Origin of the sequence: Streptomyces sp. NPDC006463, from assembly GCF_042870715.1 — a bacterium.
Taxonomy (GTDB): domain Bacteria; phylum Actinomycetota; class Actinomycetes; order Streptomycetales; family Streptomycetaceae; genus Streptomyces.
Genome location: NZ_JBIAHP010000034.1, coordinates 19,817 through 44,291, shown reverse-complemented (window position 1 = coordinate 44,291; position 24,475 = coordinate 19,817). Strand labels below are relative to the sequence as shown.

20 protein-coding genes and 4 pseudogenes are annotated in these 24,475 nt (G+C 71.0%); 11 read left to right on the top strand and 13 right to left on the bottom strand.

The genetic code is table 11. The annotated features are described in order from the left end of the window. Positions 1–41: 41 nt before the first annotated feature. The 7 genes and pseudogenes from ACFYOB_RS37605 to ACFYOB_RS37575 form a co-directional block, all read left to right on the top strand. Positions 42–521, top strand: a pseudogene (locus ACFYOB_RS37605) (ABC transporter permease subunit); the annotation flags it as partial. After that, a pseudogene (locus ACFYOB_RS37600) lies at positions 511–1,164 on the top strand (GNAT family N-acetyltransferase); the annotation flags it as partial. The pseudogenes ACFYOB_RS37605 and ACFYOB_RS37600, both read left to right, overlap by 11 nt. Positions 1,165–1,316: 152 nt before the next feature. Beyond that, positions 1,317–2,540: an LLM class flavin-dependent oxidoreductase gene (locus ACFYOB_RS37595; RefSeq protein ID WP_388568493.1), complete on the top strand. Its 1,224-nt coding sequence runs from the start codon at positions 1,317–1,319 to the stop codon at positions 2,538–2,540. Between the two features lie 23 nt (positions 2,541–2,563). Beyond that, entirely contained in the window at positions 2,564–3,946 is a 1,383-nt protein-coding gene (locus ACFYOB_RS37590; RefSeq protein WP_388568490.1) for an NtaA/DmoA family FMN-dependent monooxygenase, read from the top strand. Then, on the top strand, positions 3,943–4,989 hold the full coding sequence (locus tag ACFYOB_RS37585; protein ID WP_388568488.1) for an LLM class flavin-dependent oxidoreductase: 1,047 nt from the start codon (positions 3,943–3,945) through the stop codon (positions 4,987–4,989). The genes ACFYOB_RS37590 and ACFYOB_RS37585 overlap by 4 nt, the downstream gene beginning before the upstream one ends. A 10-nt stretch (positions 4,990–4,999) precedes the next feature. After that, a complete protein-coding gene (locus ACFYOB_RS37580; RefSeq protein ID WP_388568486.1) occupies positions 5,000–6,148 on the top strand; it encodes an LLM class flavin-dependent oxidoreductase in 1,149 nt (382 codons plus the stop codon). Positions 6,149–6,222: 74 nt separating this feature from the next. Continuing rightward, a complete protein-coding gene (locus ACFYOB_RS37575; protein WP_388568484.1) occupies positions 6,223–8,439 on the top strand; it encodes a sulfatase-like hydrolase/transferase in 2,217 nt (738 codons plus the stop codon). 12 nt (positions 8,440–8,451) lie between these two features. Here ACFYOB_RS37575 and ACFYOB_RS37570 read toward each other — a convergent pair whose 3' ends face one another. The 7 genes from ACFYOB_RS37570 to ACFYOB_RS37540 form a co-directional block, all read right to left on the bottom strand. Then, positions 8,452–9,030 carry a hypothetical protein gene (locus ACFYOB_RS37570; protein ID WP_388568482.1) on the bottom strand — a complete coding sequence of 193 codons (579 nt, stop codon included), beginning with the start codon at positions 9,028–9,030 and terminating at the stop codon, positions 8,452–8,454. Between the two features lie 17 nt (positions 9,031–9,047). Next, entirely contained in the window at positions 9,048–9,962 is a 915-nt protein-coding gene (gene htpX, locus ACFYOB_RS37565; RefSeq protein WP_388568480.1) for a zinc metalloprotease HtpX, read from the bottom strand. A gap of 5 nt (positions 9,963–9,967) precedes the next feature. Next, positions 9,968–10,246 (bottom strand): hypothetical protein, encoded by a 279-nt coding sequence (locus tag ACFYOB_RS37560; protein WP_388568478.1) that lies wholly within the window; start codon positions 10,244–10,246, stop codon positions 9,968–9,970. 145 nt (positions 10,247–10,391) lie between these two features. Further along, on the bottom strand, positions 10,392–11,243 hold the full coding sequence (locus tag ACFYOB_RS37555; RefSeq protein ID WP_388568476.1) for a sulfurtransferase: 852 nt from the start codon (positions 11,241–11,243) through the stop codon (positions 10,392–10,394). A 29-nt stretch (positions 11,244–11,272) separates the two neighbouring features. After that, a complete protein-coding gene (locus ACFYOB_RS37550) occupies positions 11,273–12,625 on the bottom strand; it encodes a rhodanese-like domain-containing protein (RefSeq protein WP_388568474.1) in 1,353 nt (450 codons plus the stop codon). After that, positions 12,622–13,737: a sulfite oxidase gene (locus ACFYOB_RS37545; RefSeq protein WP_388568471.1), complete on the bottom strand. Its 1,116-nt coding sequence runs from the start codon at positions 13,735–13,737 to the stop codon at positions 12,622–12,624. The genes ACFYOB_RS37550 and ACFYOB_RS37545 overlap by 4 nt, the downstream gene beginning before the upstream one ends. A 155-nt stretch (positions 13,738–13,892) precedes the next feature. Then, complete coding sequence (locus tag ACFYOB_RS37540; protein ID WP_388568468.1) at positions 13,893–14,021, bottom strand: hypothetical protein; 129 nt, start codon at positions 14,019–14,021, stop codon at positions 13,893–13,895. A 261-nt stretch (positions 14,022–14,282) separates the two neighbouring features. Between ACFYOB_RS37540 and ACFYOB_RS37535 the strand changes: the two genes are divergently transcribed. The 3 genes and pseudogenes from ACFYOB_RS37535 to ACFYOB_RS37525 all read left to right on the top strand — a co-directional run bounded on the left by ACFYOB_RS37535 (position 14,283) and on the right by ACFYOB_RS37525 (position 17,150). Next, positions 14,283–15,287 (top strand): BtrH N-terminal domain-containing protein, encoded by a 1,005-nt coding sequence (locus ACFYOB_RS37535; RefSeq protein WP_388568465.1) that lies wholly within the window; start codon positions 14,283–14,285, stop codon positions 15,285–15,287. Positions 15,288–15,926: 639 nt separating this feature from the next. Then, positions 15,927–16,757: a hypothetical protein gene (locus ACFYOB_RS37530; protein ID WP_388568463.1), complete on the top strand. Its 831-nt coding sequence runs from the start codon at positions 15,927–15,929 to the stop codon at positions 16,755–16,757. Continuing rightward, positions 16,754–17,150: pseudogene (locus tag ACFYOB_RS37525) on the top strand (SixA phosphatase family protein). Before ACFYOB_RS37530 ends, ACFYOB_RS37525 begins: the two are co-directional and overlap by 4 nt. A gap of 20 nt (positions 17,151–17,170) precedes the next feature. On the opposite strand, the gene ACFYOB_RS37520 reads toward ACFYOB_RS37525, so the two are convergent. The 4 genes from ACFYOB_RS37520 to ACFYOB_RS37505 all read right to left on the bottom strand — a co-directional run bounded on the left by ACFYOB_RS37520 (position 17,171) and on the right by ACFYOB_RS37505 (position 21,827). Then, positions 17,171–17,326, bottom strand: a complete 156-nt coding sequence (locus ACFYOB_RS37520; protein WP_388568461.1) for a hypothetical protein — start codon at positions 17,324–17,326, stop codon at positions 17,171–17,173. A 298-nt stretch (positions 17,327–17,624) separates the two neighbouring features. Continuing rightward, complete coding sequence (locus tag ACFYOB_RS37515) at positions 17,625–19,337, bottom strand: glycerol-3-phosphate dehydrogenase/oxidase (protein WP_388568459.1); 1,713 nt, start codon at positions 19,335–19,337, stop codon at positions 17,625–17,627. Positions 19,338–19,374: 37 nt separating this feature from the next. Next, complete coding sequence (gene glpK / locus ACFYOB_RS37510) at positions 19,375–20,892, bottom strand: glycerol kinase GlpK (protein ID WP_388568456.1); 1,518 nt, start codon at positions 20,890–20,892, stop codon at positions 19,375–19,377. Between the two features lie 86 nt (positions 20,893–20,978). Then, positions 20,979–21,827, bottom strand: coding sequence for an MIP/aquaporin family protein (locus ACFYOB_RS37505; RefSeq protein WP_388568454.1), 849 nt, complete (start codon positions 21,825–21,827; stop codon positions 20,979–20,981). A 303-nt stretch (positions 21,828–22,130) separates the two neighbouring features. Here ACFYOB_RS37505 and dhaK point away from each other — a divergent pair, with 303 nt between their 5' ends. Continuing rightward, positions 22,131–23,135: a dihydroxyacetone kinase subunit DhaK gene (gene dhaK, locus ACFYOB_RS37500; RefSeq protein ID WP_388568452.1), complete on the top strand. Its 1,005-nt coding sequence runs from the start codon at positions 22,131–22,133 to the stop codon at positions 23,133–23,135. A 655-nt stretch (positions 23,136–23,790) separates the two neighbouring features. Here dhaK and ACFYOB_RS37495 read toward each other — a convergent pair. Together ACFYOB_RS37495 and ACFYOB_RS37490 are read right to left on the bottom strand one after the other, a co-directional pair. Further along, positions 23,791–24,116 (bottom strand): annotated as a pseudogene (locus tag ACFYOB_RS37495) (ATP-dependent endonuclease); the annotation flags it as partial. A gap of 16 nt (positions 24,117–24,132) precedes the next feature. After that, on the bottom strand, positions 24,133–24,423 hold the full coding sequence (locus ACFYOB_RS37490) for a hypothetical protein (RefSeq protein WP_388568450.1): 291 nt from the start codon (positions 24,421–24,423) through the stop codon (positions 24,133–24,135). Positions 24,424–24,475: the final 52 nt, after the last annotated feature.

The following is a 24,475-nucleotide window of genomic DNA, read 5'->3' as shown; positions in this document are numbered from 1 at the left end:
CACGCCGCAGATAACGCCATCAGCGGCCTCTTCTGTCCGGCATGACGGCTGCTTTTCGATTCTTCGATTTATCGAATGCTGCTGGAGTGCCCTTGACTGAATCTCTCGTCCTCATCGCGCCCCCGGGACCGCCGGCGCCGGCCGAGCGGGTCCTCCCGCTCCGCCGGCCCGGTCGGTGGGTCGCCACCGCCCTCGTGCTGGTGCTGGTCTCCCAGGCCGCCCACGGGCTGCTGACCGATCCCTTGTACCAATGGGACCGGTTCGGGTACTGGTCCGTCCGGCCGGTCATCCTGGAGGGCCTGTTCATCACCCTCCAGGTGGCCGCGTACAGCTCGGTCCTGGGCCCCGCGGGTGGCATCCTGCTCGCCCTCGGCAGGCTCTCCACGAACCCCGTACTGCGGTCGGTGAGCTGGACGTACATCCGGCTGCTGCGCTCGGTGCCGCTGATCGTGGTCCTGCTCTTCCTCTACAACCTGAGCGCCCTCTACCCCACCCTGAGCATCGGGGTGCCCTCGGGCCCGCCTCTCCTCCTCCCGTGCGATCCGTGCCGCCCGCTGTCCGTCGGACGTCTCGCGGTTCGCCGCCCTCGCGGACGCGGCCGACCCGGACTCCTGGGCCTACCTGCGCAGGCTGGTCGGCGACGGCGGGATCGCCGCGCTCGCAGGCGTGCTGACCCCGCCCGACGGCTGGGAGACCGTCGGCTCGGTCCCCGGCGTCCAGCTGGTCGACACCTCGCTGCGCGCAGAACCCGCCCCGGAGGCGGTTCGGCTCGGCCCCTGTGACGTACCGGAGATCCTCGGTCTGATCGGGCTCACGAAGCCGGGGCCGTTCCTGCCCCGCACCGTCGAGCTGGGCACGTACCTCGGCATCCGGCACCGGGGCCGGCTGATAGCGATGGCCGGAGAGCGGCTGCGGCCGCCCGGCTGGACCGAGATCAGGGCGGTGCGCACTCATCCCGACCACCGGGGCGGGGGGCTGGCGACGCGGCTGGTCCGTGCCGTTGCCGCGGGCATCCGGGAGCGTGGCGACGTCCCGTTCCTCCACACCGTCGCGAGCAACACGACGGCGATCCGACTGTACGAGTCGATCGGCTTCACCTTGCGCCGCCGCCCGTCCTTCGTGGCGGTCCGCGCGCCCGGCAACACCGCTGCCAACTTCTCTTAATGTTCCGGTCATTGTATGGCACCGCTATCGGGCGTAGCGTTTCCAAGGGATATGGGTGATGGGGCCTTTTCTCCACCCCCTCATACACCCTCAAATCCGCGACGCGCGTCGGGCTCCTTTTCGCGCGGCCGATCAGGAAGGCGTAATTCGACGTGTCCGTATTCCCGCCGGAATCCGCATCGACATCAGCATTCTCCGAACCGCTGCACCTCGCCGTCGCGCTCGACGGCGCGGGCTGGCACCCTGCCGCCTGGCGCGAGCCGGGTGCCCGGCCCGGCGAGCTCTTCACGGCCCGCTACTGGGCCGATGCCGTAGCCGAGGCCGAAGCCGGACTGCTCGACTTCGTCACCTTCGAGGATGCCCTCGCCCTCCAGTCGTCCTTGGCGGACGGGCCCGACGAGCGTACGGACCAGGTCCGAGGGCGGCTGGACGCGGTACTCACCGCAGCCCGCGTCGCACCGCTGACCCGGCACATCGGACTGGTTCCGACCGTGACCGCCACCCACACCGAGCCCTTCCACATATCCAAGGCGATCGCCACCCTGGACCACGTCAGCCGCGGACGTGCGGGCCTGCGCATCCAGGTGTCACAACTGGCCTACGAGGAACAGCACTTCGGACGCCGGGCGGTCCCGCTCCCCGATGCGGAGTCCTACGAGGAGGCTGCCGACCACATCGAGGTGATCCGGCGGCTGTGGGACAGCTGGGACGACGACGCCGAGATCCGGGACGTGGCAACCGGCCGGTTCGTCGACCGCGACAGGCTGCACTACATCGACTTCGAGGGCCGCCACTTCAGCGTCCGGGGGCCGTCGATCACCCCGCGCCCGCCGCAGGGGCAGCCCGTTGTCACCGCGGCGGGCGTTGCCGGCGCCTTCGGTGACGGCACTGCCGCGTACGGTCTCATCGCCCGGTCCACCGATGTCGGATACGTCGCCGTGCGCGACGCCGACGGGGCCCGCGCGGCGGTCACGGAGATCCGGCAGGCCCGGGGATCCGCCGGGCTCTCGGCGCAGCCGTTGCACCTCTTCGCGGACATCACCGTGTTCCTGGACGAGGACGCCCCGGCGGCCGAGGCCCGCCGCAGCCGCCTCGACGCGCTCGCGGGCGCCGCGTACACCAGTGACACGACGATCTTCACCGGCACGTCCGCGCAGCTGGCGGACCTGCTCCAGGACTGGCGGACGGCCGGCCTGTCGGGTTTCCGGCTGCGCCCGGGCGTACTCGCCCACGACCTGCCCGCGATCACCCGGGGGCTGGTGCCGGAGCTCCAGCGGCGCGGGGTCTTCCGCCGCGCGTACGAGGCGGACACCCTCCGCGGACTGCTGGGCCTGGAGCGCCCGGTCGGCCGTTATGCCGCCCACCCCGCCGCCTGATCCCGGACCCGGAAGGACCCGTCATGAGCAGCAAGCAGCTCAAGCAGATCCATCTCGCGGCCCACTTTCCCGGCGTCAACAACACCACCGTGTGGAGCGACCCGGCGGCCGGCAGCCACATCGACTTCGCCTCGTTCGTCCACTTCGCGCAGACCGCCGAACGCGCCAAGTTCGACTTCCTCTTCCTCGCCGAGGGGCTGCGGCTGCGCGAACAAGGCGGAGAGATCTATGACTTGGACGTGGTCGGACGGCCCGACACCTTCACGGTGCTCGCCGCCCTGGCGGCCGTCACCGAGCGCCTCGGCCTGACCGGGACGATCAACTCCACCTTCAACGAGCCCTACGAGGTGGCCCGCCAGTTCGCCTCGCTCGACCACCTTTCCGGGGGCCGGGCCGCGTGGAACGTCGTCACCTCCTGGGACGCCTTCACCGGCGAGAACTTCCGGCGCGGCGGGTTCCTGCCGCGCGAGGAGCGCTACTCCCGCGCGAAGGAGTTCCTGGCCACCGCGACCGAGCTGTTCGACTCCTGGGACGGCTCCGAGGTCGTCGCCGACCCCGCGTCGGGCGCCTTCCTGCGGGACGCGCGGGCCGGGGCCTTCGCCCACCACGGGCGGCATTTCGACATCGAAGGCCACTTCAACGTGCCGCGCAGCCCGCAAGGCCGGCCGGTGGTCTTCCAGGCGGGCGACTCCGACGAGGGCCGCGAGTTCGCAGCCTCCTCCGCCGACGCGATCTTCGGCCGCTACGGGACGCTCGACGAGGGCCGGGAGTTCTACGCCGACGTCAAGGGCCGCCTTCCCCGGTACGGGCGCTCCCCGGACCAGTTGAAGATCCTGCCCGCGGCCACCTTCGTACTCGGCGACACCGACGCCGAGGCGCACGAGGCCGCGCACGAGGTCCGCCGCCTCCAGGTCAGCGGGCAGACCGCGATCAAGTACCTGGAGCACGTCTGGAACCGCGACCTGTCCGCCTATGACCCGGACGGCCCGCTGCCTGCCGTCGACCCCGAGGTTGGTGAGAACACGATCGCCCTCGGCCGGGCGAGTGTCCGCCAGTTCCACGACCCGCTCGAAACCGCCCGGCAGTGGCGCGAGCTCGCCGGGGCCAAGAAGCTGTCGATCCGCGAACTCGTCATCGCCACCACGTCCCGCCAGACCTTCGTCGGCTCCGCCGCCACGGTCGCCGAGCAGATCAACGACCTGGTGCAGGCGGACGCGGCCGACGGGTTCATCCTCGTCCCCCACATCACGCCGGGCGGCCTGGACGCATTCGCGGACACCGTCGTCCCGCTGCTCCAGGAGCGCGGCGTCTTCCGCACCGAGTACGAGGGCGCCACCCTGCGCGAGCACCTCGGGCTCGCCGTGCCCGGCGCCGAAGCGGTTGCCCGGCAGGCCGCGACCTCGTGAAGTTCCTGGCCATCACCCTGATCACGGACTCCGCGGATCCGGTGACGGGCGCCCTCACACCCACCCGTGAGCGGTTCCGCGAGGTAGTTGCCGCCGCGCTTTTCGCGGATGAGCTCGGTTTCGACGGCTTCGGGGTCGGCGAGCGCCACGAGCGGCCGTTCCTGTCGTCCTCGCCGCCCGTGGTGCTCAGCCACATCGCCGCGCTCACCCGCAGGATCCGGCTGTTCACCGCCGTGACCACGCTGAGCCTGCTGGACCCGGTGCGGGCGTACGAGGACTACGCGACGCTCGACCACCTCTGCGACGGCCGCCTGGAGCTGATGATCGGCAAGGGCAACGGCACGGCCCAGCGCGAGCTGTTCCACGTGACCCCGGAAGACCAGTGGGAGCGCAACGCCGAGGGCTACGAGCTGTTCCGGCGGATCTGGCGCGAGGACAAGGTGAGCGCCGAGCCGCGCTTCCGCCCCGCGCTGACCGGCGCCGAGGTGCTGCCGAGGCCCTTCCAGCCGGCCCTGCGGGTCTGGCACGGCAGTGCGACCAGCCGGGAGTCAGTCGATCTCGCGGCGCACTACGGAGACCCGCTCTTCTCGGCGAACGTCACCCACCCGATCGGCCCGTACGCCGAACTGATCCGCCACTACCGCGAGCGCTGGGAGCACTACGGACACGATCCGGCGCACGCGGTCGTCGGCGCGGGCACGGCCGGCTACCACGCGGCCCCCACCTCGCAGCAGGCGGTGGCGGCGTACCGGCCCGCGTTCGCCCGGTACCTCGCCTCCCACAAGCAGCAGGGGCTGGATCCCGTCTTCCCGACACTGGAGGACTTCGTCGAGCGGAGCTCGGCGCTGATCGGCAGCCCCCAGCAGGTGATCGAAAAGGTCCACCGCTACCACGAGGCGTTCGGTCACACGGCCCTGCACCTCCAGGCGGAGCCGGGCGGGCTCGCCCCTGCGGAGCACCGCGCCTCCCTCGAACTCTTCCAGTCACAGATCGCCCCGGTGTTGCGCCGCGAGATCCCCGACCCCGCCTTCCCCGACCTGTAAGGAGCCCTGCATGTCCGGCATCGGCATCCCCCTCGGGGTCCTAGACCTCGTCCCCGTCTCCTCCGGCTCCACCGCCGCCGAGGCCCTGCACCACAGCATCGACCTCGCCCGGCAGACGGAGGCGTTCGGCTACGCCCGTTACTGGTTCGCCGAGCACCACCTCAATCCGGGGGTCGCCGGCACCTCTCCGGCGGTCGTCCTCGCGCTCACCGCCTCCGCGACCTCGACCATCCGGCTCGGCTCCGGCGCCGTCCAGCTCGGACACCGCACCGCGCTGTCCACGGTCGAGGAGTTCGGCCTGATCGACGCGCTGCACCCCGGGCGCCTGGACCTGGGCCTGGGCCGGTCGGCCGGCCGTCCGCAACAGCGAACCTCGCAGGACCCTCCGTTCGAGGGGTACACCCCGAACGGGCTGCGCATCCCGGCCCGGTTCTCCTTCGCCCATCTGCTGGGCCATCCGCGGGTCGCCCTCCAGCAGAGGCTCCTGAACCTGCCCGGTGCCCAGCCGCAGGACTACGCCGAGCAGGTCGACGACGTCCTCGCGCTACTGCGCGGCGACTACCGCTCACCGGAGGGTGTGGAGGCGCACGCCGTCCCGGGGGAGGGGGCCGACGTACAGGTATGGATCCTGGGCAGCAGCGGTGGAGTCAGCGCGGAGACCGCGGGCCGCAACGGGCTGCGGTTCGCAGCCAATTACCACGTCAGCCCCGCTTCGGTGCTGGAGGCGGCCGAGGGCTACCGGGCCGCCTTCAAGCCGTCCGCCGAGCTGGACCGGCCGTACGTGACGGTGTCCGCCGATGTCGTCGTCGCCGAGGACGACGCGACCGCCCGCGAACTGGCCACCGGATACGCATCCTGGGTGCGCAGCATCCGTACCGCCGAGGGCGCCATCCCCTTCCCCACGCCCGCCGAGGCGCGCGCCCTGCCCTGGACGGAGGCGGACCGGGAACTCGTCGCCGATCGGGTGGACACCCAGTTCGTCGGCTCGGCACGGACCGTCGCCGATCACCTGGAGCGGCTCCAAGGAGCCACGGGGGCGGACGAGTTGCTGATCACCACCATCACGCACAACCATGCGGACCGGGTCCGCTCCTACCGTCTGCTGGCCGAGGAGTGGCAGCGCCGCCCAGGCGCCGGCCGAGCTGTCACACGCTCTTAATGCCCTGTGCATAGCCATCAGACCGGCGCTCTCCGCATGATCGAATTCCGTCCGCGAGAGCCAAGGAGCCCCCGATGCCCACCCGCCGCCACTTCCTCGCCGGGTCCGCGGCCGCCCTCGGCCTCGCCTCCCTCCCCGCCGCACCGGAGGCTCAGGCGGAGGCTCAGGCCGCAACGACCGCCGGCACGGCGACTCCCAACCTCGTCGTGATCCTCGCCGACGACCTCGGCTACGGCGACCTCGGCGCGTACGGCCAGAAGCTGATCACCACACCGCGGATCGACCAGCTCGCCGCCGAGGGCCTGAGGTTCACCGACGCCTACTCGACGGCCGCGGTCTGCGCGCCGTCCCGCTGCTCGCTGCTGACCGGCCTGCACACCGGCCACTCCACCGTCCGGGCCAACCCCAGCAGCGCCCAGGGCGCGCTGAAGGCCGGTGACACCACCTTCGCCGAAGTGCTGCGCGCCCGCGGCTACCGGACCGCGGTCATCGGGAAATGGGGCTTCGGGCCGGAGGAGGGCGACCAGCCCAGCCACCCCAACTCCCGCGGATTCGAGGAGTTCTACGGATACATCGACCACGGGCACGCGCACGAGTACTACCCGCAGTACCTGTGGCACAACGGCGCGAAGGAGACGATCGCCGCCAACGCGGGCGGCGCGAAGGGGGCCTACGCCCCCCAGCTCATCGAGCAGCGCGCGCTGGACTTCATCGGCGACCACGTCGCCGAGCCCTTCCTGCTCTTCCTCACGCCGACCGTGCCACACGCACCGAGCGACATCCCCGACGTCGGCGCGTACGCCTCCCGTACCTGGACCCAGCAGAACAAGGGCCACGCCGCCCAGATCACCTACTTCGACACGCTCGTCGGGAAGGTCACCGACCGGCTGCGCGCGCTCGGCATCGCCGACAACACCGTCCTCCTCGTCACCAGCGACAACGGCCCGCACGAGGAAGGCGGGGTCAACCCCGACCTGTTCGACGCGAACGGCCCGCTGCGCGGCTACAAGCGCAACCTCTACGAGGGCGGCATCCGCGTCCCGCTGATCGCCTGGTCCCCGGGCCGGATCGGCGCGGGGACCAGCGACCGCCCGACCTCGCTCACCGATGTGCTGCCCACCCTGGCGGAACTCGGCGGGGCACCCGCACCCACGGACATCGACGGGCTGTCGGCCGCCCCGCTGCTCGCCGGAAGCCCGGACGCCGCACGCCACAATCACCTGTACTGGTACCGGGACGAACGCGGCGTCACCGGACGGGCCAACGCCGAGGACGACGGCCGCGCCACCTGGCTCGCCGAGGCGGTACGCAAGGGCAACTGGAAGGCGGTGCGGTTCGCGCCCGTCAGGGACCACGCACTGCCCGATGCACAGTGGCAGGTCGAGCTGTACGACCTCGCCTCCGACCTCGGTGAGCAACGCAACGTCGCCGACGTCAACCCGTCCGTGGTGACCGGCCTGGTCGCCCTCATGCGTTCCTCGTGGGTGGACACCTACCTCCGCAAGCCCTTCGGAGTCCGCGCGCAGATCCAGGGGCCGGCCGTTCCCGGTGAGGCCTTCACGGTCACCGCGACCCTGGGCAACGGGTCGGGCAAGCCCTGGACCCGCGCACTCCTCACGCTGCACGCCCCGGCGGGCTGGCAGGTCCAGGCCACCACCGCGACCGGCCAGGACCAGCTGACCGCAGGCGCCACGCTGACCACGGCCTGGCGGGTCACCCCGCCCGCGAAGGCCACCGCCGGAACGCAGTGGCCGCTGACCGTCGACGGCAACGCGGAGTCACCGACCGGGCCCCTGCGCTACTCCGCCACGGAACGGGTCTCCACGGTGCCGCCGGCGCCGGTCGCCGACTCCTATCTGAGTGATCTCGAATGGGTGTCGGCCACCAACGGCTGGGGTCCGGTGGAACGCGACCGGGCCAACGGGAGACAGGCGGCCGGGGACGGCACGCCGATCTCGTTCGGCGGCGTGACGTACGCGAAGGGCCTCGGCGTGCATGCCCCCTCCGAGATCGTCTACCACCTCGGCGGCGCGGCGGACCGCTTCACCGCGCTCGTCGGCATCGACGACTTCTCGACCAACCAGGCCGCCACCGGCGCGACGAAGGCCTCGGTGCGGGGCGACGGGAAGGTGCTGTTCACCAGCGGCAAGCTGACCGGCGCGGGCGGTCCCGTACCGGTGGATCTCGACGTACGAGGGGTGAAGCTGCTGCACCTGGTCGTCGAGGACGCCAACGCCAGCACGGCGTTCGACCACACCTCCTGGGCCCTCGCCCGGGTGACCGTGCTCTGAGCGTCGGCCTTCTCACAGGCCGGGGGCTCCCCAGAGGGGGAACCATCGGTTCAACTCCGGCTCGATGCGCAGATCGTCCTTGATCACCGCCTTGGCCTGGAGTTCCAGGGGGTTGTCGCGCTTGTGACCGGGCAGCGGAGCGAAGGGGTAGAAGGTGCCGCGCTTGTACAGGTAGACCAGGGCGAGGGAGCGCAGCTCGGCGTCGCGGAAGGAGACGAGGGAACACAGGAGCTGCGGGCCGAAGCCGCTGTCCTGCAATGCGGTGTTGACCGCGTGCAGGTCCCCCACCAGCGCGGGCAGGTCGTCGGGGGCACGGTGGGAGAGCAGCCACGAGTAGCCGTAACTGTCACGGCTGAACTCCACCGGTGCGCCGCCGCGCTCGGAGTCCGCGTCCAGCAGGGCCCGTACCTCTTGCTGTACCTGGGTGAAGGCGCCGCCCTCGATGGAGGCGAAGCAGACCGAGCCCGCTCCGGTCGGGGTGAAGCCAATGGCTGCCTGGAGCGTGATGGCCGCCGAGGGCAGGCCGAAGAGCTGGTCCAGGTCGGGTCTGACCGGCTTGGACCGCCCGAGCAGCGTGTCCCAGAAACCCACGGGGCCTCAACTCCCTCTCACGGTGCCCCGCCGCCCGGTCCGCCCAGCTCGGCGGCAAGCTGCGCGAGGGCCGCGAGCCGACGTTCGAGGCTGGGGTGGGTGGAGAACAGGTTGGCCACCGCCGTGCCGGGGCCGAGGGCGGGGGTGAAGAAGAACGCGTTGAACGCCTGCGCGGTACGCAGGTCCTCCGTCGGGATGCGGGCGATGTCCCCGGTGACCTTGGTCAGGGCAGAGGCGAGGGCGGACGGCTTGCCCGTGAGCATGGCTCCGGCGCGGTCGGCGGCCAGTTCGCGGTAGCGGGACAGCGCCCGGATCAGCAGGAAGCTGAGCGCGTAGACGAGGGCGGAGACCGCCATCACGGCCATGAAGACGACGGCGGTGTTCTGGTCGCGTCCGCGTCCGCCGAACAGCTGGGAGTAGAACGCGAAGCGGACGACGAGTCCCGCGATCACGCCCAGGAACGAGGCGATGGTGATCACCGCGACGTCCCGGTGCGCGACGTGGGAGAGTTCGTGCGCGAGGACGCCTTCGAGTTCTTCCACGCTCAGGCGGCGCTGGAGCCCGGTGGTGACGCACACCACGGCGTGGTCGGCGTTGCGTCCGGTCGCGAACGCGTTGGGCAGGTCCATGCGCGAGACCGCGACCAGCGGCTTGGGCATGTCGGCCGTCGCGCACAACCGGTCGATGATCCCGTGCAGCTCAGGCTGCTCCTCGGACGTGACGATCTGCCCGCGCATGGCGTACAGGGCGATCCGGTCCGAGTACCAGTACTGCGCGCCGAGCAGTGCGGCGGCGATGACGACGACCAGGACGGTGGACTTGAGCAGCACGATCAGCGCGGCGATGAAAGTCACGTACACCAGCCCCAGCAGGAACATCGTGACTGCCATCCGGGCGGTCAGCTGCCGGTCGGGCTCGAAACGGCTGCGCATCGCCATCACCCCGGGATCAGGTCCTCGCCGGACAGCAGTTCGCACACTTGGGCGAGGCTGGTGTCCGCATCGGGAAGTACCAGGTCGGACGGCGTGATCGCCCCGTCCGGCAGCGGTGTGCCCGGCGTGCGCACGGCGTCCAGCAGGGCCGACAACGCGGCCGTGAACGCCGCTTCGTCGCCCGCGTCGGCAGCCGACTGCAGAGCGGTGTCCAGCTCGTTGAGTAGGACCAGGTGCCCTTCGGCGATCTCGTACTGGCCCTCGCCGAGAATCCGCATGATCATGACGCCGCCTCCGGGTCCGACGGTTCCGATCACCCCCGGGGATGATCATGTCCGACTTCAGTGCCGTGTCGCCGCCCTCCGGCGCGGCAGCAGATGTCCGCGCCCTGCTCGACCAGGCCGCTCCTTGCGGACGGGGGCCTTCACGTCAGCCCATCTCGACGGGGGCGCGCACCAGGGAGCCGTACTCGGTCCAGGAGCCGTCGTAGTTCTTGACGTCCGGGTAGCCGAGCAGTTCGTGGAGTGCGAACCAGGTGTGCGAAGAGCGCTCACCGATACGGCAGTAGGCGATCACTTCGCGGTCGGGGGTGATGCCCTTCCCCGTGTAGAGCGCCTTCAGCTCGCCTGCCGACTTGAATGTCCCGTCGTCGTTGGCCGCCTGCGCCCAGGGGATGTTGGCCGCGCCCGGTATGTGGCCGGGCACCTGGGCCTGCTCCTGCGGCAGGTGAGGTGGTGCCAGCTTCTCGCCGCGGTACTCCTCCGGGGACCGGACGTCGACCATGCGGACGCCAGACCCCAGGCTTTCCAGCACTTCACTGCGCATTGCGCGGAACTGCGGGTTCTCCTGACCCGTCACGGTGAAGTCGGTGCGTGGGCGCTTCTTGACCTCCGCAGTCATCTCGCGGCCTTCCAGCTCCCACTTCTTGCGGCCGCCGTCGAGCAGCTTCACCTTGTTGAAGCCGCGCAGCCGCAGGATCCAGTAGGCGTACGCAGCGAACCAGTTGTTGTTGCCTCCGTACAGGATGAGGGTGCTGTCGTACTCGACGCCGCCCTCGGCCAGCAGCTGCCCCAGCGCGTCCCGGTCCAGATAGTCGCGCCCCACGGCGGTGTGCAGGTCCTTGGTCCAGTTCCATCCCACGGAGCCCCGGATGTGGCCCTGCTCGTATGCGGTGGTGTCTTCGTCGACGTCGATGATGCGGACGGTCGGGTCGTCGAGGTGGGCGGCGAGCCAGTCGGTGTCCACCAGTGTCTCCGGATGGGCGTAGCCGTTGCTGCCCATGGTCCACTCCTCTCCTCCTCTTCCCACTGTCATGCGTGTGCCATCAGGTCCTGTACGCCTCCCGTCGTCACCGCCGTGACGGGGATGCCCGCCCGGTCGAGCAGGCTCGCCGCGATGGTCGCCCGGCGGCCGCTCCCGCACACCGTCCAGATTTCCTGGCCCCGGGGTATCTCGGCGAGCCGCCGCGGCAGTTCGGCGAGCGGTACGGCGAGCGTGCCCGGGATTCCGCCCTCCGGGCGCTCCGGCCGTACGTCGACCACCCGCTTCCCGGAGGTGTGCCCGGCCAGCTCGGACGCGTCCGCAGTACGGAAGGCGCGCAGCGGGCGGCCGGCTGCGGCCCAGCTGTTGATGCCACCGGCCAGATACCCGGGGACGTTCTCGTACCCGATCCGCAGCAATTGCAGCAGCGCCTCGTGGGCGGCGTCCTCGGCCGGCTCCGGCAGCACCAGCACCAGGCGCGTGCCGAACGGCACGACCTCGCCGACCAGGCTGGCGAAGCGGTCGTCCAGCTCGTCGCAGATGGAGTCGGGCAGATGGGCCGCGGCGAAGGTGCTGCGGTCGCGCCCGTCGACGATCTGCGCACCGCCCCCGGCCAGCCCCTCCACCACGGCCGGCGTGAGCGGCCGGGGTGTGGGCGGGCCGCCGAGCACGTCCGGCCCGGACCGGTTGATCGGTGCCATGTGGTGGTAGTAGGCGGGGTACGGAGGCAGGCCGGCCAGACGCCCGGTGACGAACTCCTCCTCGTCCTGGGTGGTCAGTGTGGGATTGGTACGCCGCTCGGCGCCCATGGTGGTGGTCCGCTCTCCGGACACCGGGCCGGCCGCACAGGAACTCCCCGCTCCGTGAGTCGGCAGCACACGGGTGACGTCGGGCAGCCGCGCCAGTCGCCGGAGAGTGCGGAACTGCGCCCGGGTGAGCTGCTCCGTGCGGTCCTCGCCGGACAGGTCGGTGCGGCCGACGCCGCCGACGAGGAGGCTGCCCCCGGTGAAGACGGCCGTCGGCGCCTGCCGCAGGTCGTCGAAGACGAGGTACGAGGTGTGTTCGGCGGTATGACCGGGGGTCTCCATCGCCCGTACGGTCAGATCGCCGACGGTGATCTCGTCGTCCTCCGCCAGGGGCAGGTGGTCGAACGCGTACGGGGCGCGGGCCGGGCCGGCCACCGTGGCTCCGGTCGCCGCGCGGACCTCCAGAGCGCCGGAGACGTAGTCGTTGTGCACGTGCGTCTCCAGGACGTAGCGGATGCGCAACCCCCTGGCGGGACACGACTCCATCAGGCCCCAGCTGTCCCGCTGCGGGTCGACCAGCGCGGCCTCGTCACCGCTCACCAGGAGATAGCTGGTGTCACCGAGCGAAGCCGTGGTCATGATCTCGATCTCGTTCATACGACGACCACCTCCACGGATGCCACAGGGTTGCAGCCGTAGCCATGGGCGTTCCACGGTGCCTGCGGCGGCTGGGTGTCGCCATGCGCGTCGGTAGCGCGGGACAGCAGCCGGTACGGGCCGGGCCGCTGCGGCGTCCACCGGTACGACCAGCCGGTCCAGCCGTACGGCCCGGCCGGCGGCTCGAGCACGGCGTCATGCCACTTCCGGCCGCCGTCTTCGCCTTCGCCTTCGCCGTCTCCTTCGGCTTCCTCGTTCTCGGCCCGAACTTCCACCCGCCGCACGGGCACCCCGCCGCCCGACCAGGCGTGGCCGCGTACGACGGCCTCGTGACCTCGGCGGACGGCGGCGTCGGGCTCGGGTTCGGTGATGTGCGACTTGATCCGCACGGTCGTCACGGGGCCCTCGGGGGTGCCGCGCGAGGCGGCGTAGACGTACTGCTCGGCCTGGAAGACACCGGTGAACGGCTCTGTCACGGCCCGTGCCTCGACCAGCCATTTCACGTCGGCTACCGCGTACCGGCCAGGAACCACCAGGCGGACCGGCGCCCCGTGCTCGGGGGCGAGCGGCTCGCCGTTCATGTGGGTGGCGAGGAGGGTGTCGGGGTGCAGGGCCGCCTCCAGCGGCAGGCTGCGTTCGAAGGCCGTCGGGAGCCCGTGCACCGTGCCGGAGTCGGCTCCGGCGAAGACGATCTCCACTGCTCCCGGCTCGATCCCGGCCCGGGCGGCGAGGGCGCGGAACGGCACTCCCGCGAAATGTGCGCAGCCGACTGCCCGCAGGCCCCAGGGCAGGCCCGGTGGACGGGGTGTCATCAGGCTGCGGCCGTTTCCGGCGCACTCCAACACCACGTCGAGCTCCCGGCGATCCAGAGCGTCCAGCTCGTCGTAGCCGATGTCCAACGGGGCGGCCACGGCCCCGCCGACACGCAGCCGCCACCGGCCGGGGGGTGTTCGCGGGATGCCGAAGTGATCGCGTACGAAGAAGGCACCCACGGGCGTGACCGGCTCGGCGAGGGCGGCCGCCGGCGTCTGGGCGTTGTACGGGTCGGCCGAAACCTGCTCCGGTGCCCAGGCCGTCGCACCGGGCCCGCTTGGAATTGGCCATGGGGTCATGCCCGCACCTTCCGTCGGGCTCGTGGCGAGCGCGACGCGGTTTCTTCCAGTCTAGGTCTCTTGACTATAGGGAATGGGGACGAATCGAGCGTTGGTCCATGCTCTGGCCAAGCCCCGGGCCGGCGGGTGGTGGGCATGGTCAGGTGGACTGGTCTTCACTGGTCGAGGGCGCCCTCGGGGGAGTCGGTGTGGGAGCCGCCGCCGGCGCTGTGGGTGCCGCCGTTGCTGTTGGGGGTGTCCTGGAGGGCGGGGTTCGTGGCCGACGTTGTGGGGGGTCTGGGCAACGGTGTGCCGTGGGGAGCGAGACTGCGTGGTCGTGACGCTTGTGACCTGGGGTTGTGCAGGTTCGCCGAGCGAGGAGTGATGAGCGACGTGTGATGTGCGGTGCTTGGCGTCGGTCGTCCGCGCTGGATTCGAATGGCATCGTTCCTGGTCGGAAGGGCCGTTTCCCAGCGAAGTTCTGGTGTCGCCCGTGCCAGCGGGGGCGGCGGAGCGGCTGACGGGGTCGGTGCGGTTCCCCCTGTCTGCGTGGTTAGGCTGATCGCATGACTGTGCTCGTGTACGAAGACTTCGGTACCGGACGCCACCGAGAGGCCTCCCTGATCCGGCATGCTCTGGGCAGTGTCCACGACGAGGAGCTCGTTGCCGGCCTGGCCGGGGGGATCGGCTTCATGTACTTCGTCTTCGAGTACGAGGGCCGGCTGCCCATCGTCACGATTGTGGCTCAGGCCCATCCCGAGCCTTGGGTCCAGGTCGCGCTTGGCCGCCTGGGAATTCCGTACGACGCCACGCGTGCGATGAAGCCCCGCTGGGGCCGGGTCCGTGCCGCGCTCGACGAGGGGCAGCCCGCCTTCTGCGTGGTCGACCGCTCCTCTCTGCCCTGGCACGGGGCCGATCCGGATGCCGAGATGACCGGCACCGACCCGTACACCGTTGTCATCGCCGGGTACGACGGCGACGACCTGCTGATCGAGGACGGTGCCGATACTCCGTACCGGATCGACCGCGAAGAGTTCGGTGCTGCCTGGACCGCGCACCGCAACGGCCGCCACCAGCTGATCGTGCCCACTGGGCCGGCCGAGGGGGAGCCGGACGTGGCAGGGGCGATCGCCTCCACCGTCATGCACCTCACCGGGCCGGTTCTGGGGAACAAGTTCGACGTGAACTTCGGCTTCACCGGGATGGAGAAGCTCGCCGCACAGCTGCGCGACAGCACCACCAAGACGGGTTGGGAGCGCCGGTTCGGCAGCTCGCCCGAAGCCTTCCGTGCCGGCACAGGGCGGCTGCATGCCTGCTTGGAGGAGGAGTGGACCACGCCGGGCGCGACCCGGCCGCTGTACGCGGACTTCCTCGACCTCGTCGGGCGCCCAGAGGCCGCCGGACTCTTCAGGGAGTCCGCCCGGCACTGGTCGGAGCTGGCCGTGCTCGCCCGGGACGCCGCCCCGGATGCCGGTGCCCAGGCGCGGCGAGCGCTCTTCGACGCGTGTGCGGAGCGTGTTGACCGCTGCCTGGACCTGGAGCGGCAGGCGGTGCGGGCGCTGCAGAATTAGTGCCCGCCACATGGTCCTGCCGGGCGCCGCGTGCGCACACGCGGGGCCGTGGGCACTGTAGCGGCCGGAACGCTCACATCACAGGGGCGCGGTGCCACCTGCCTCGGCCCCGGTCTCACCACTGCCTGCTCACCCGGGGGCGGACCCGCCACCGAACGGAGGAAGTCCGTGGACGGGCACCGTGCTGTCGGCGGCGCTCGAATGGTGGGGGTGGCGATCGCGGCGGCGCGGTTGCGTGGGGAGGTGCGCAACGACTGCGGGGCCGGCGCGCCCGTGCTGAGCTGCCACAGTGCCCATTCGGCGTGTCGTGAATCCTGGAGGGTCACGTCCAGCCGTCCGGAACCTCCTCAGTGACCAGCCGGCGTGAGAGCAGGTCGGTCTCCGGGTCGACGAGAAATCGCCGGGCCGCGGTGGCTCCACGACGTCGAAGCCGACGGCTACCGAGCCGATCGGCGTACGCACTCCCGATGAAGGGTTCGCCGAGTCTTCTCGTGGTCGCCGAGGTCCGGGATGGGGCTCGCAGCCCACGTTGATCGCGGAGGAGCCACGTGACCGCGCGGCGCGGGGGTATGCCACAACATTGGCGTCATGGTCAGGTCCTCCCCAGTTCCGGGGGTTTGCGCGACTAGCCTCCGCATCATGCTGCGCATCGCTGACACAGGCACCGGCCGCCTCGTGGAGATTCCTTCCGCACACCGTCACCTGTTGCGCATCTGCGTCCACCTGCCGGTCACCGACTCCGGGATCGGCACGGTGCACCTGCGGGCACCCCTGGTCGGCGACGTCCTGGCACGCACCGCGGAGCTGCATGGTCTGGCGTCCCACACGGTCCTCACCACGCCAGACCTGCCGCGTGAGCAAGCCCAGGCGCTCGAACGCGCCATGTCCGATCTCGGCATCCACCCGCCCGCCAGCGTCGGTGTTCACGATCTGACCGACTCGCTTTGCGACGCTGCCGATGTGCACGTGCTCGCTCACGGCACCCCCGGACAGGACACCGCCGGCGGGGTCTGGATCTACGTGGGCCGGCTCAGCCCAGCACCCCCGGACCAGGGCGTCCCCGACCGTGGAGGTCTCCTCGCCTCCGGTCTCTTGGACGCTTTCGCCCCGGAGGGGACCGATCCGCTGGCTGTGCGGATGCTGCTGCTCGGCCACGCCTACCGCACGCCGGTCACGGTGACCGGCCCCGCGCTCGCCGAGGCCTGGCGGACGCTGCGGCACTGGCGGCAACAGGTGGCCGACTGGGCGCAGGAGCCGTCCAGGCCGATCCCTGCCGACGTGCTGCGGCAGGCGCATGCCGTACTCGCCGATGATCTCGGCGTTCCCGCCGTCCTGGACATGCTGGTCGGCGTGGCAGGGCGCGCCGACGTGCCGGCCGGAGCCAAATTCGAGACGTTCGCCTTTCTCGACCGCGTACTCGGACTGGACCTCGTGCGCGAGGTCGGCCGCCAGCACCGGGCGACGCCATGACTTCACGCGACTCCCGGCGCCTGGTCGTCCTGCGGCACGCCAAGTCCGCCTGGCCGGAGGTGCCCGACTCCGAGCGGCCACTCGCCCCGCGCGGACGCCGGGACGCCCCTGCGGCCGGCCGATGGCTGCGCGAGGCCGACTGCGTTCCCGACTTGGTCGTGTGTTCCTCCGCCCGCCGCACGCGCGAGACATGAGCCTCGTCGCGGCCGAGCTCGGCGCCGCCCCCGCGCCGGTCACCTACGAGGCACGCCTCTACGGGGCGAGCGCGGGGGAGTTGCTCGGTTCCCGACGTCCGCAATCGCCGTGCTGCACGTGTCAGGGCACTGGGTGTCCCTCGAAGCAGGTGCTGCCCGGCTGACCGACATGGTCGTGCCCCGCGGCGCGAAGCCCTGACCGGTACCGAAGGACCGGGCTCAGCCGCTCGCTTCGTCCTCGGCCTCCGTGCGCCGGATTCCCTCGCGCGTGAGGGCGACCATCGCGGGTGTGTTGCCTCGCTCCCGGTCGACGGTGATCAGGCCCTCGCCTGCCCGTACCGGCTGCTGATCGAAGCCACGGTCCGACTGGGCCATGGCCGGGCGCGAACGACTGGGCGCACAAGATCTCGGCGGCCCGGCGGCGGGCGCGGCCCGGGTCCTCGCCCAGACCGCCGGGGCGGCGGACGTTCGTGAGCCCTTGCCCGAGAGCGACGTCGAGGACGGCTGCCCCCGCGGTACGGCCAGGGGCCCGTGCAGCTCGTGATACGCGGGCGGCGACGATGTCGGTTTCGAAGCCGACGTCGGCGGTGTCCCACACGATCCCGAGCTCTTCCAGCTCGGCCGGGTGTTCGCCGCTGATGGTCCCAGAGTAGGGGCACCCGCGTGCGGCCGTTCAGTTCACCGGGATGATGTCGGGCGCGCCGAGCCGCACCGCGTCGGCGGTCCGGTCGTCCGGCTGCTGCTGGGCCTCGCGCTCGGCGGCCACGCGCTTGAGGTAGTGGTCGATCTCGCGGTCCTGGTGCGCCCGGTCCCATCCCAGGTGGGGCGCCATCAGCTGGGCTACGGTCGGCGCCGCGTCCACCCCGCGGTCCCAGGACTCGATGGAGATCCGGGTGCGCCGGGCGAGGACGTCCTCCAGGTGGCGGGCTCCCTCGTGGGTCACCGCGTACACGGCCTCGACCCTCAGATAGTCGTCGGAGCTCGGCAGTGCCTCGCCGAGAGGGGGGTCGGCCGCGACCAGGGCGAGCAGTTCGGGTGCCAGGGAGCCGTAGCGGTTCAGGAGGTGCTCGATGCGGGCCACATGGAGCCCGGATTGCTCGGCAAGCCGGTGCCGCGAGTTCCACAACGCCGGGTAGCCGTCGGCGCCCAGCAGCGGAACGCGGTGCGTGACGCAGTCGGGCACCTTCTCGTCCAGGGCGCGGGCAGCCTCGTCGACCGCGTGCTGGGCCATCACCTGGTACGTGGTGTACTTGCCGCCCGCCACCACGACGAGTCCGGGCACCGGATGGGCGACGAGGTGCTCCCGGGACAGCTTGCTGGTCTCCGCCGCCTCACCGGACAGCAGGGGCCGCAGGCCGGCGTAGACGCCCTCGACGTCCTCGGGGACCAGGGGGGTGGCCAGGACGCTGTTGACGTGTTCCAGCAGGTAGGTGACGTCCTTGGAGCTGAGGGCGGGGTGGGCCTTGTCGAGTGTCCAGTCGGTGTCGGTGGTCCCGATGATCCAGTGCCGGCCCCAGGGGATGACGAACAGCACGCTCTTCTCGGTGCGCAGGATCAGACCGGTGCGGGAGTTGATGCGGTCACGCGGGACGAGCAGGTGGACGCCCTTGGAGGCGCGGACGTGGAACTGGCCGCGGGTGCCGGCCATGGCCTGGGTGTCGTCCGTCCACACTCCGGTCGCGTTGATGACCTGCTTGGCCCGCACCTCCGTCTCGTCGCCGCTCTCCAGGTCCGTGACGACGGCGCCGACCACCCGCTCGCCCTGTCGCAGGAAGCGGCTGACGCGGGTGCGGTTGGCGGTCAGTGCCCCGTACGAGGCGGCCGTACGGGCGAGGAACAGGGTGTGCCGGGCGTCGTCGACCTGGGCGTCCCAGTACTGGATGGCGCCCACCAGGGCATCGGAGCGCAGGGCGGGCGCCTCGCGCAGGGCCCGGTGCCTGCTCATGTGGCGGTGGTGGGGCAGGCCTGCGGAGGTGCCGGAGGCACGGGCCATCGCGTCGTACAGCAGCACGCCGCTGCCGACGTACGGGCGCTCCGTGACGCGGTGTCGCAGGGGGTAGAGGAACGGCACCGGACGTACCAGGTGGGGGGCCAGGAGCCGGAGCATGAGGCCCCGTTCCTTGAGGGCTTCGGCGACGAGGCGGAAGTCGAGCATCTCCAGGTAGCGCAGGCCGCCGTGGATGAGTTTGCTGGAGCGGCTGGACGTACCCGAGGCCCAGTCGCGGGCTTCGACGAGTCCGACGCCAAGGCCCCGGGTGGCGGCGTCCAGGGCAGCCCCGCTGCCGACGACGCCGCCTCCGACGACGAGGACGTCGAGCTCGCCCTGTCCCATGGCGGCGAGGGCCTGCGTGCGGGCTTGGGGCGAGAGGGCCACCGGATCGACCATGGTCTCCTCCTCAGTGCTGCGGGCCCGCGGCCGGAACCTATTCGACCTTGGCCCAGTCGAGCGTGCGCTCCACCGCGCGCTTCCAGCCCGCGTACCCTTCCGTGCGCCGTTCCTCCGACCACTCGGGGTTCCACCGCTTGGACTCCTGCCAATGGGTGCGCAGTTCGTCCGTGTCCCGCCAGAAGCCGGTGGCGAGCCCGGCCGCGTAGGCGGCGCCGAGCGCGGTCGTCTCGGCGACCACGGGACGGCTGACCGGTACGCCGAGGACATCGGCCTGGGTCTGCATGCAGAGGTCGTTGGCCGTGACTCCACCGTCGACCTTGAGAACGTCGAGGTGGACGCCGGAGTCCTGTTCCATGGCTTCCACCACGTCGCGGGTCTGGTAGCAGATCGCCTCCAGGGTGGCTCGCGCCAGGTGGCCGTTGTCGTGATAGCGGGCCAGGCCGACGATCGCGCCGCGGGCGTCGGAGCGCCAGTACGGGGCGAACAGGCCGGAGAAGGCGGGGACGAAGTAGATGCCGCCGCTGTCCTCGACGGTGCTTGCCAGGCGCTCGCTCTCGGCGGCGTCGCTGATGATCTTCAGCTGGTCGCGCAGCCATTGCACGGCGGAGCCGGTGACAGCGATGGACCCTTCGAGGGCGTAGACGGCGGGGCTGTCGCCGAACTGGTACGCCACGGTGGTCAGGAGGCCGTGCTGCGAGCGGACCAGTTCCGTCCCGGTGTTGAGCACCAGGAAGTTGCCGGTTCCGTACGTGTTCTTCGCCTCGCCGGGCGCGTAGCAGACCTGCCCGACGGTGGCCGCCTGCTGGTCACCGAGGACACCGGTGATGGGAATGGCCTCGCGCAGCGGCCGGGAGGTGCGGGTCCGTCCGTACGCCTCCGGGTGGGAGGACGGGTTGATGGCGGGCAGCATGGCCCGGGGTACGCCGAAGAAGCCGAGCAGTTCGTCGTCCCAGTCGAGGGTCTCCAGGTCCATGAGCATGGTGCGGCTGGCGTTGGTCACGTCGGTGGCGTGCACGCCGCCGTCCGGCCCGCCGGTGAGGTTCCACAGCACCCAGCAGTCGGTGTTGCCGAAGAGGGCGTGGCCCTGCTCGGCGGCCTCCCGGACGCCGTCGACGTTCTCCAGGATCCACTGGATCTTGCCCCCGGAGAAATAGGTGGCCGGCGGCAGCCCCGCCTTGCGGCGGATGACGTCGCCCTGGCCACCGCGCTCCAGGGCGGCGGCGATGGAGTCGGTACGGGTGTCCTGCCAGACGATGGCGTTGTAGTAGGGGCGGCCCGTACGGGGGTCCCAGACGACGGTCGTCTCGCGCTGGTTGGTGATGCCGACGGCCGCCAGGTCGGAGGCGTCGAGGTTTCCGTGCCGGAGGGCGTTCTGGATCACCGAGTTGGTGCGTTCCCAGATCTCCACCGGGTCGTGCTCGACCCACCCCGAGCGCGGGAGGATCTGGTTGTGCTCCAGCTGGTGCCGCGCCACTTCGTTGCCGGAGTGGTCGAAGATCATGAAACGGGTGCTCGTGGTTCCCTGGTCCACTGCGCCGACGAAGTCAGCCATGGGTGCCGCCTCCTCTTGGGATGCCGTGTGCGGGGCTGGCGTCCGGGACGGGGCGGGCGGTGTCCGCCCGCCCGCCCCGGATCAGGTCAGCTCTCGTCCGGAGCCGGGACGCGTCCGGGAGGCTCCGGTTCGGCGGTCGGCAGGAACCGGCCGATGAGCAACTTGTAGATACCCGCTCCCAGCACACCGCCGATGAACGGGCCGATGATCGGCACCCAGAAGTAGAAGTTGCCGTACTGATCTCTCCATGCCGTGCCGTATCCGGTGAGGAAGCTGGCCAGACGGGGGCCGAGGTCACGGGCCGGGTTGATCGCGTACCCGGCGTTCGTACCCCAAGCCATGCCGATCGCCACGACGATCAGGCCGACGATGAACGGGGCCAGGTTGGCGCCGGGAGGTGTGCCCAGCAGGTCCGTGACCGCGAAGATCAGCAGGAGCAGGATCGCGGTGCCGATGATCTGGTCGCGCAGTGCGCCCCACTCGGTCACCGGCAGGTTCGGGTTTCCGTTGGCCGGGAGCGTGGAGAAGACACCCTGGGTCTTGATGGTGTGGCCGGGGTCGGCCTTCGCCAGTGCCTCGGTGTAGTTCCAGCGGACGATCAGGGCGGCAACGAAGGCTCCCGCGAGCTGGGCCAGTGCGTACGGGGCCACCCTCCTCCACGGGAAGCCCTTGAAAGTGGCCAGGGCGACGGTCACCGCGGGATTGAGGTGGGCGCCGCTCAGCCGTGCCGCGACGTAGACGCCCAGGGTCACGCCGAGACCCCAGGCCCAGGCGATGCTGTCGTGGTTTCCGAGGCCGCCTGCCGGGTCCGTCAGGGCTCCGCCGGCTACCACCTGGGCCACGACACCGCAGCCGAAGAGGATGAGGATCATGGTGCCTGCGAATTCTGCCGAGAGTTCGCCGACCAGCCCTGATGCTTTGAGGCGCTCCTTCATGGGTGCCCGCTTCCCGCCGGTCCGAAGACCGGCATTCGACTGCCCCGAGCCCCCGGTTCAGCGTAAGACGGGTCGCCTGTACTGGAAAGGCGAGCGCGGTCCGTCCCGCGGAGGCCGGTGCCCGCTTCGGGTATCCCGAGCCCTCTCCGAGGCGGTCGTCCCAGTTCTCGCGGATGTCCGCGGCTTGGCAGCACACTGTTCGTATGGCGTGCCCTCGCGGACGTGCCTGCCCGGCGCCCGGTGATCGGTGCTCCGTGACGGCGCCGGACCGCTCACCCGTCGGCTCCGACCGGGAGGCACACGATGAAGATGCTGATCAACAGTCCCCAGACCGTGGTCGCGGACGCCCTGCGGGGGCTGGCCGCAGCCCACCCCGAGCTGGACGTGGACGCCGAGGCCCGGGTCGTCGTACGGCGGGACGCTCGGCAGGGCGGGCGGGTCGGTCTCGTCTCCGGTGGCGGCTCCGGACACGAGCCCTTGCACGCCGGCTTCGTCGGACACGGAATGCTGTCCGCCGCCTGTCCGGGCGAGGTGTTCACCTCCCCCGTGCCCGACCAGATGGTGCGGGCGGCCAAGGCCGTGGACTCCGGGCAGGGGGTGCTGTTCGTCGTCAAGAACTACACCGGGGACGTACTGAACTTCGACATGGCCGCCGAGCTCGCCGAGGAGGACGGCATCCGGGTCGAGCGGGTGCTGGTCAACGACGACGTCGCGGTGACCGACAGCCTCTACACCGCTGGGCGCCGCGGCACGGGGGCAACGCTCTTCGTCGAGAAGATCGCCGGGGCGGCGGCCGAGGAGGGCGCGCCGCTGGAGCAGGTCGCCGCACTCGCCCGGCAGGTCAACGAGGCCTCGGGCAGCTTCGGCGTGGCGCTGAGCGCCTGCACCACCCCCGCGAAGGGCGGTCCCACCTTCGACCTGCCGGACGGCGAGCTGGAGCTGGGCATCGGGATCCACGGCGAGCCGGGCCGGGAGCGGCGCCCGATGATGCCGGCGCGGGAGATCGCTGAGGTCGCGGTGGGTTCAGTGCTGGAGGACATGGCGAACGCGGCCCCGGTCGACGGGCCGGTACTGGCCCTGGTGAACGGGATGGGCGCGACGCCGCTGCTGGAGCTGTACGGCTTCCACGCGGAGGTGGCCCGGGTGCTGGCGGCTCGGGGCGTCCCGGTGGCCCGGACCCTCGTGGGGAACTACGTCACCTCGCTGGACATGGCGGGGTGCTCGGTGACGCTGTGCCGGGCCGACGAGGAAATGCTGCGGCTGTGGGACGCGCCGGTGCAGACGGCAGCGCTGCGCTGGGGCCGCTGACCCCCTCATCACCACCAATTACCTTGCAGCGGTGGATTGTTAACGCGGGCAACCCTGGTCGCCGTAGACGCAGTCGGCGGCCACGGCCCGGAAGGCCACCCCGGCGGCCTCGGCGGTGCGGGCCAGTCCGGCTGCGATCTGCAGTTGCGTCCGGAAGCCGGGGTCACTCTTGCCGGCGGGGAAGTGGTGGGCGGGGCAGCCGGACGGGCCAAGCCCGCCCAGGACCTCTAGCCGCCCACCACGGGGACATAAACGCCGCGATCGCCAACCGCCGGCCGCTACTCCCGGTCCGGGCCCAAAGCCTCGGGCCAAAGCCTCGGGCCAACGCCAAGTCCGTCCTGACGCCCGAGCAGGTCAGCGTCATCACCGATCGCCTCCTACGCGCGTCCTGGCTGGCGGTCGGCTACCGGTTGTGGAGTGGAGGACCAACCGGTTCTCTTTCACCACTCAGTGCCGCTGGTTCTGAGGGCCGACTACCCCTGGCAGATCCGGTCCGCTGATGCAGGAGAGATTGACCGACCTGGTCGCGGTTGCCGAGCGGCCGCCCCAACGGAGTTGGCAGGTGCTCCTGGACCTGGTCGGGTCCGGTATCCGTTTCTCGCGGGACTTCGGCGGGCCGCTTGGTCCCGGCGTCCCTGCCCGTGGGGACCGACCATCACAGGCTGGCGAGGAGGTTGTCCAGCGGGGCGGGCACTTGGGCAGGGGGCGATGGCTTCGACCAGGAGGCGGCCATAGCGGATCTTGCGGCCCTTCTTCGTGCCGATGAAACGCCGCAATTCCGGTGGCGGGGCCGGCCGCGCTGCTGTATGAACGTCTCCCAGGGCGCGCGATTCGTCCTCGGTCTGGACGATCTGCTCGACCCGCGCCGGGTTGAGGCCCCGGTCGAAAAAGGGCTTCTCGCGCTCGTCGACAGACCGATCAGACGCAGACTGAGACCCGACGGCCCGAGTAGGCCGTGTAGCGGCCGACACTCATCGCCCCGCGCCGCCGGGCAGGATCAGGGAGGGCCAGTGCTCAGGGGAAGGCTCGCTCCGGCACGTACGGAATGGATGACCGTGTCATGCAGGGCCCGGCTCGCCTCCTCGCTGGGGCACGGGACGGGGCTTCCGGCGAGGGGGAACCAGTCGGACCCCCCGCTGTACTGCACTGTGACGTGCGCCAGACCATCGGCCTCGGTCCACGTGGTGTGAATGTCGAGCTCACCGGTGAGGACGGGGCCTGCCTCGCCGGTCTGTACTCCGTCCCGTCCGGCGAAAATCCCGCGTGTGGTCCATGATGCCCAGCTCATCCGGCCTCCCAGCTGCGCTCGTCATCCTGCCAGTGTGCACGAGCTGGCCCTG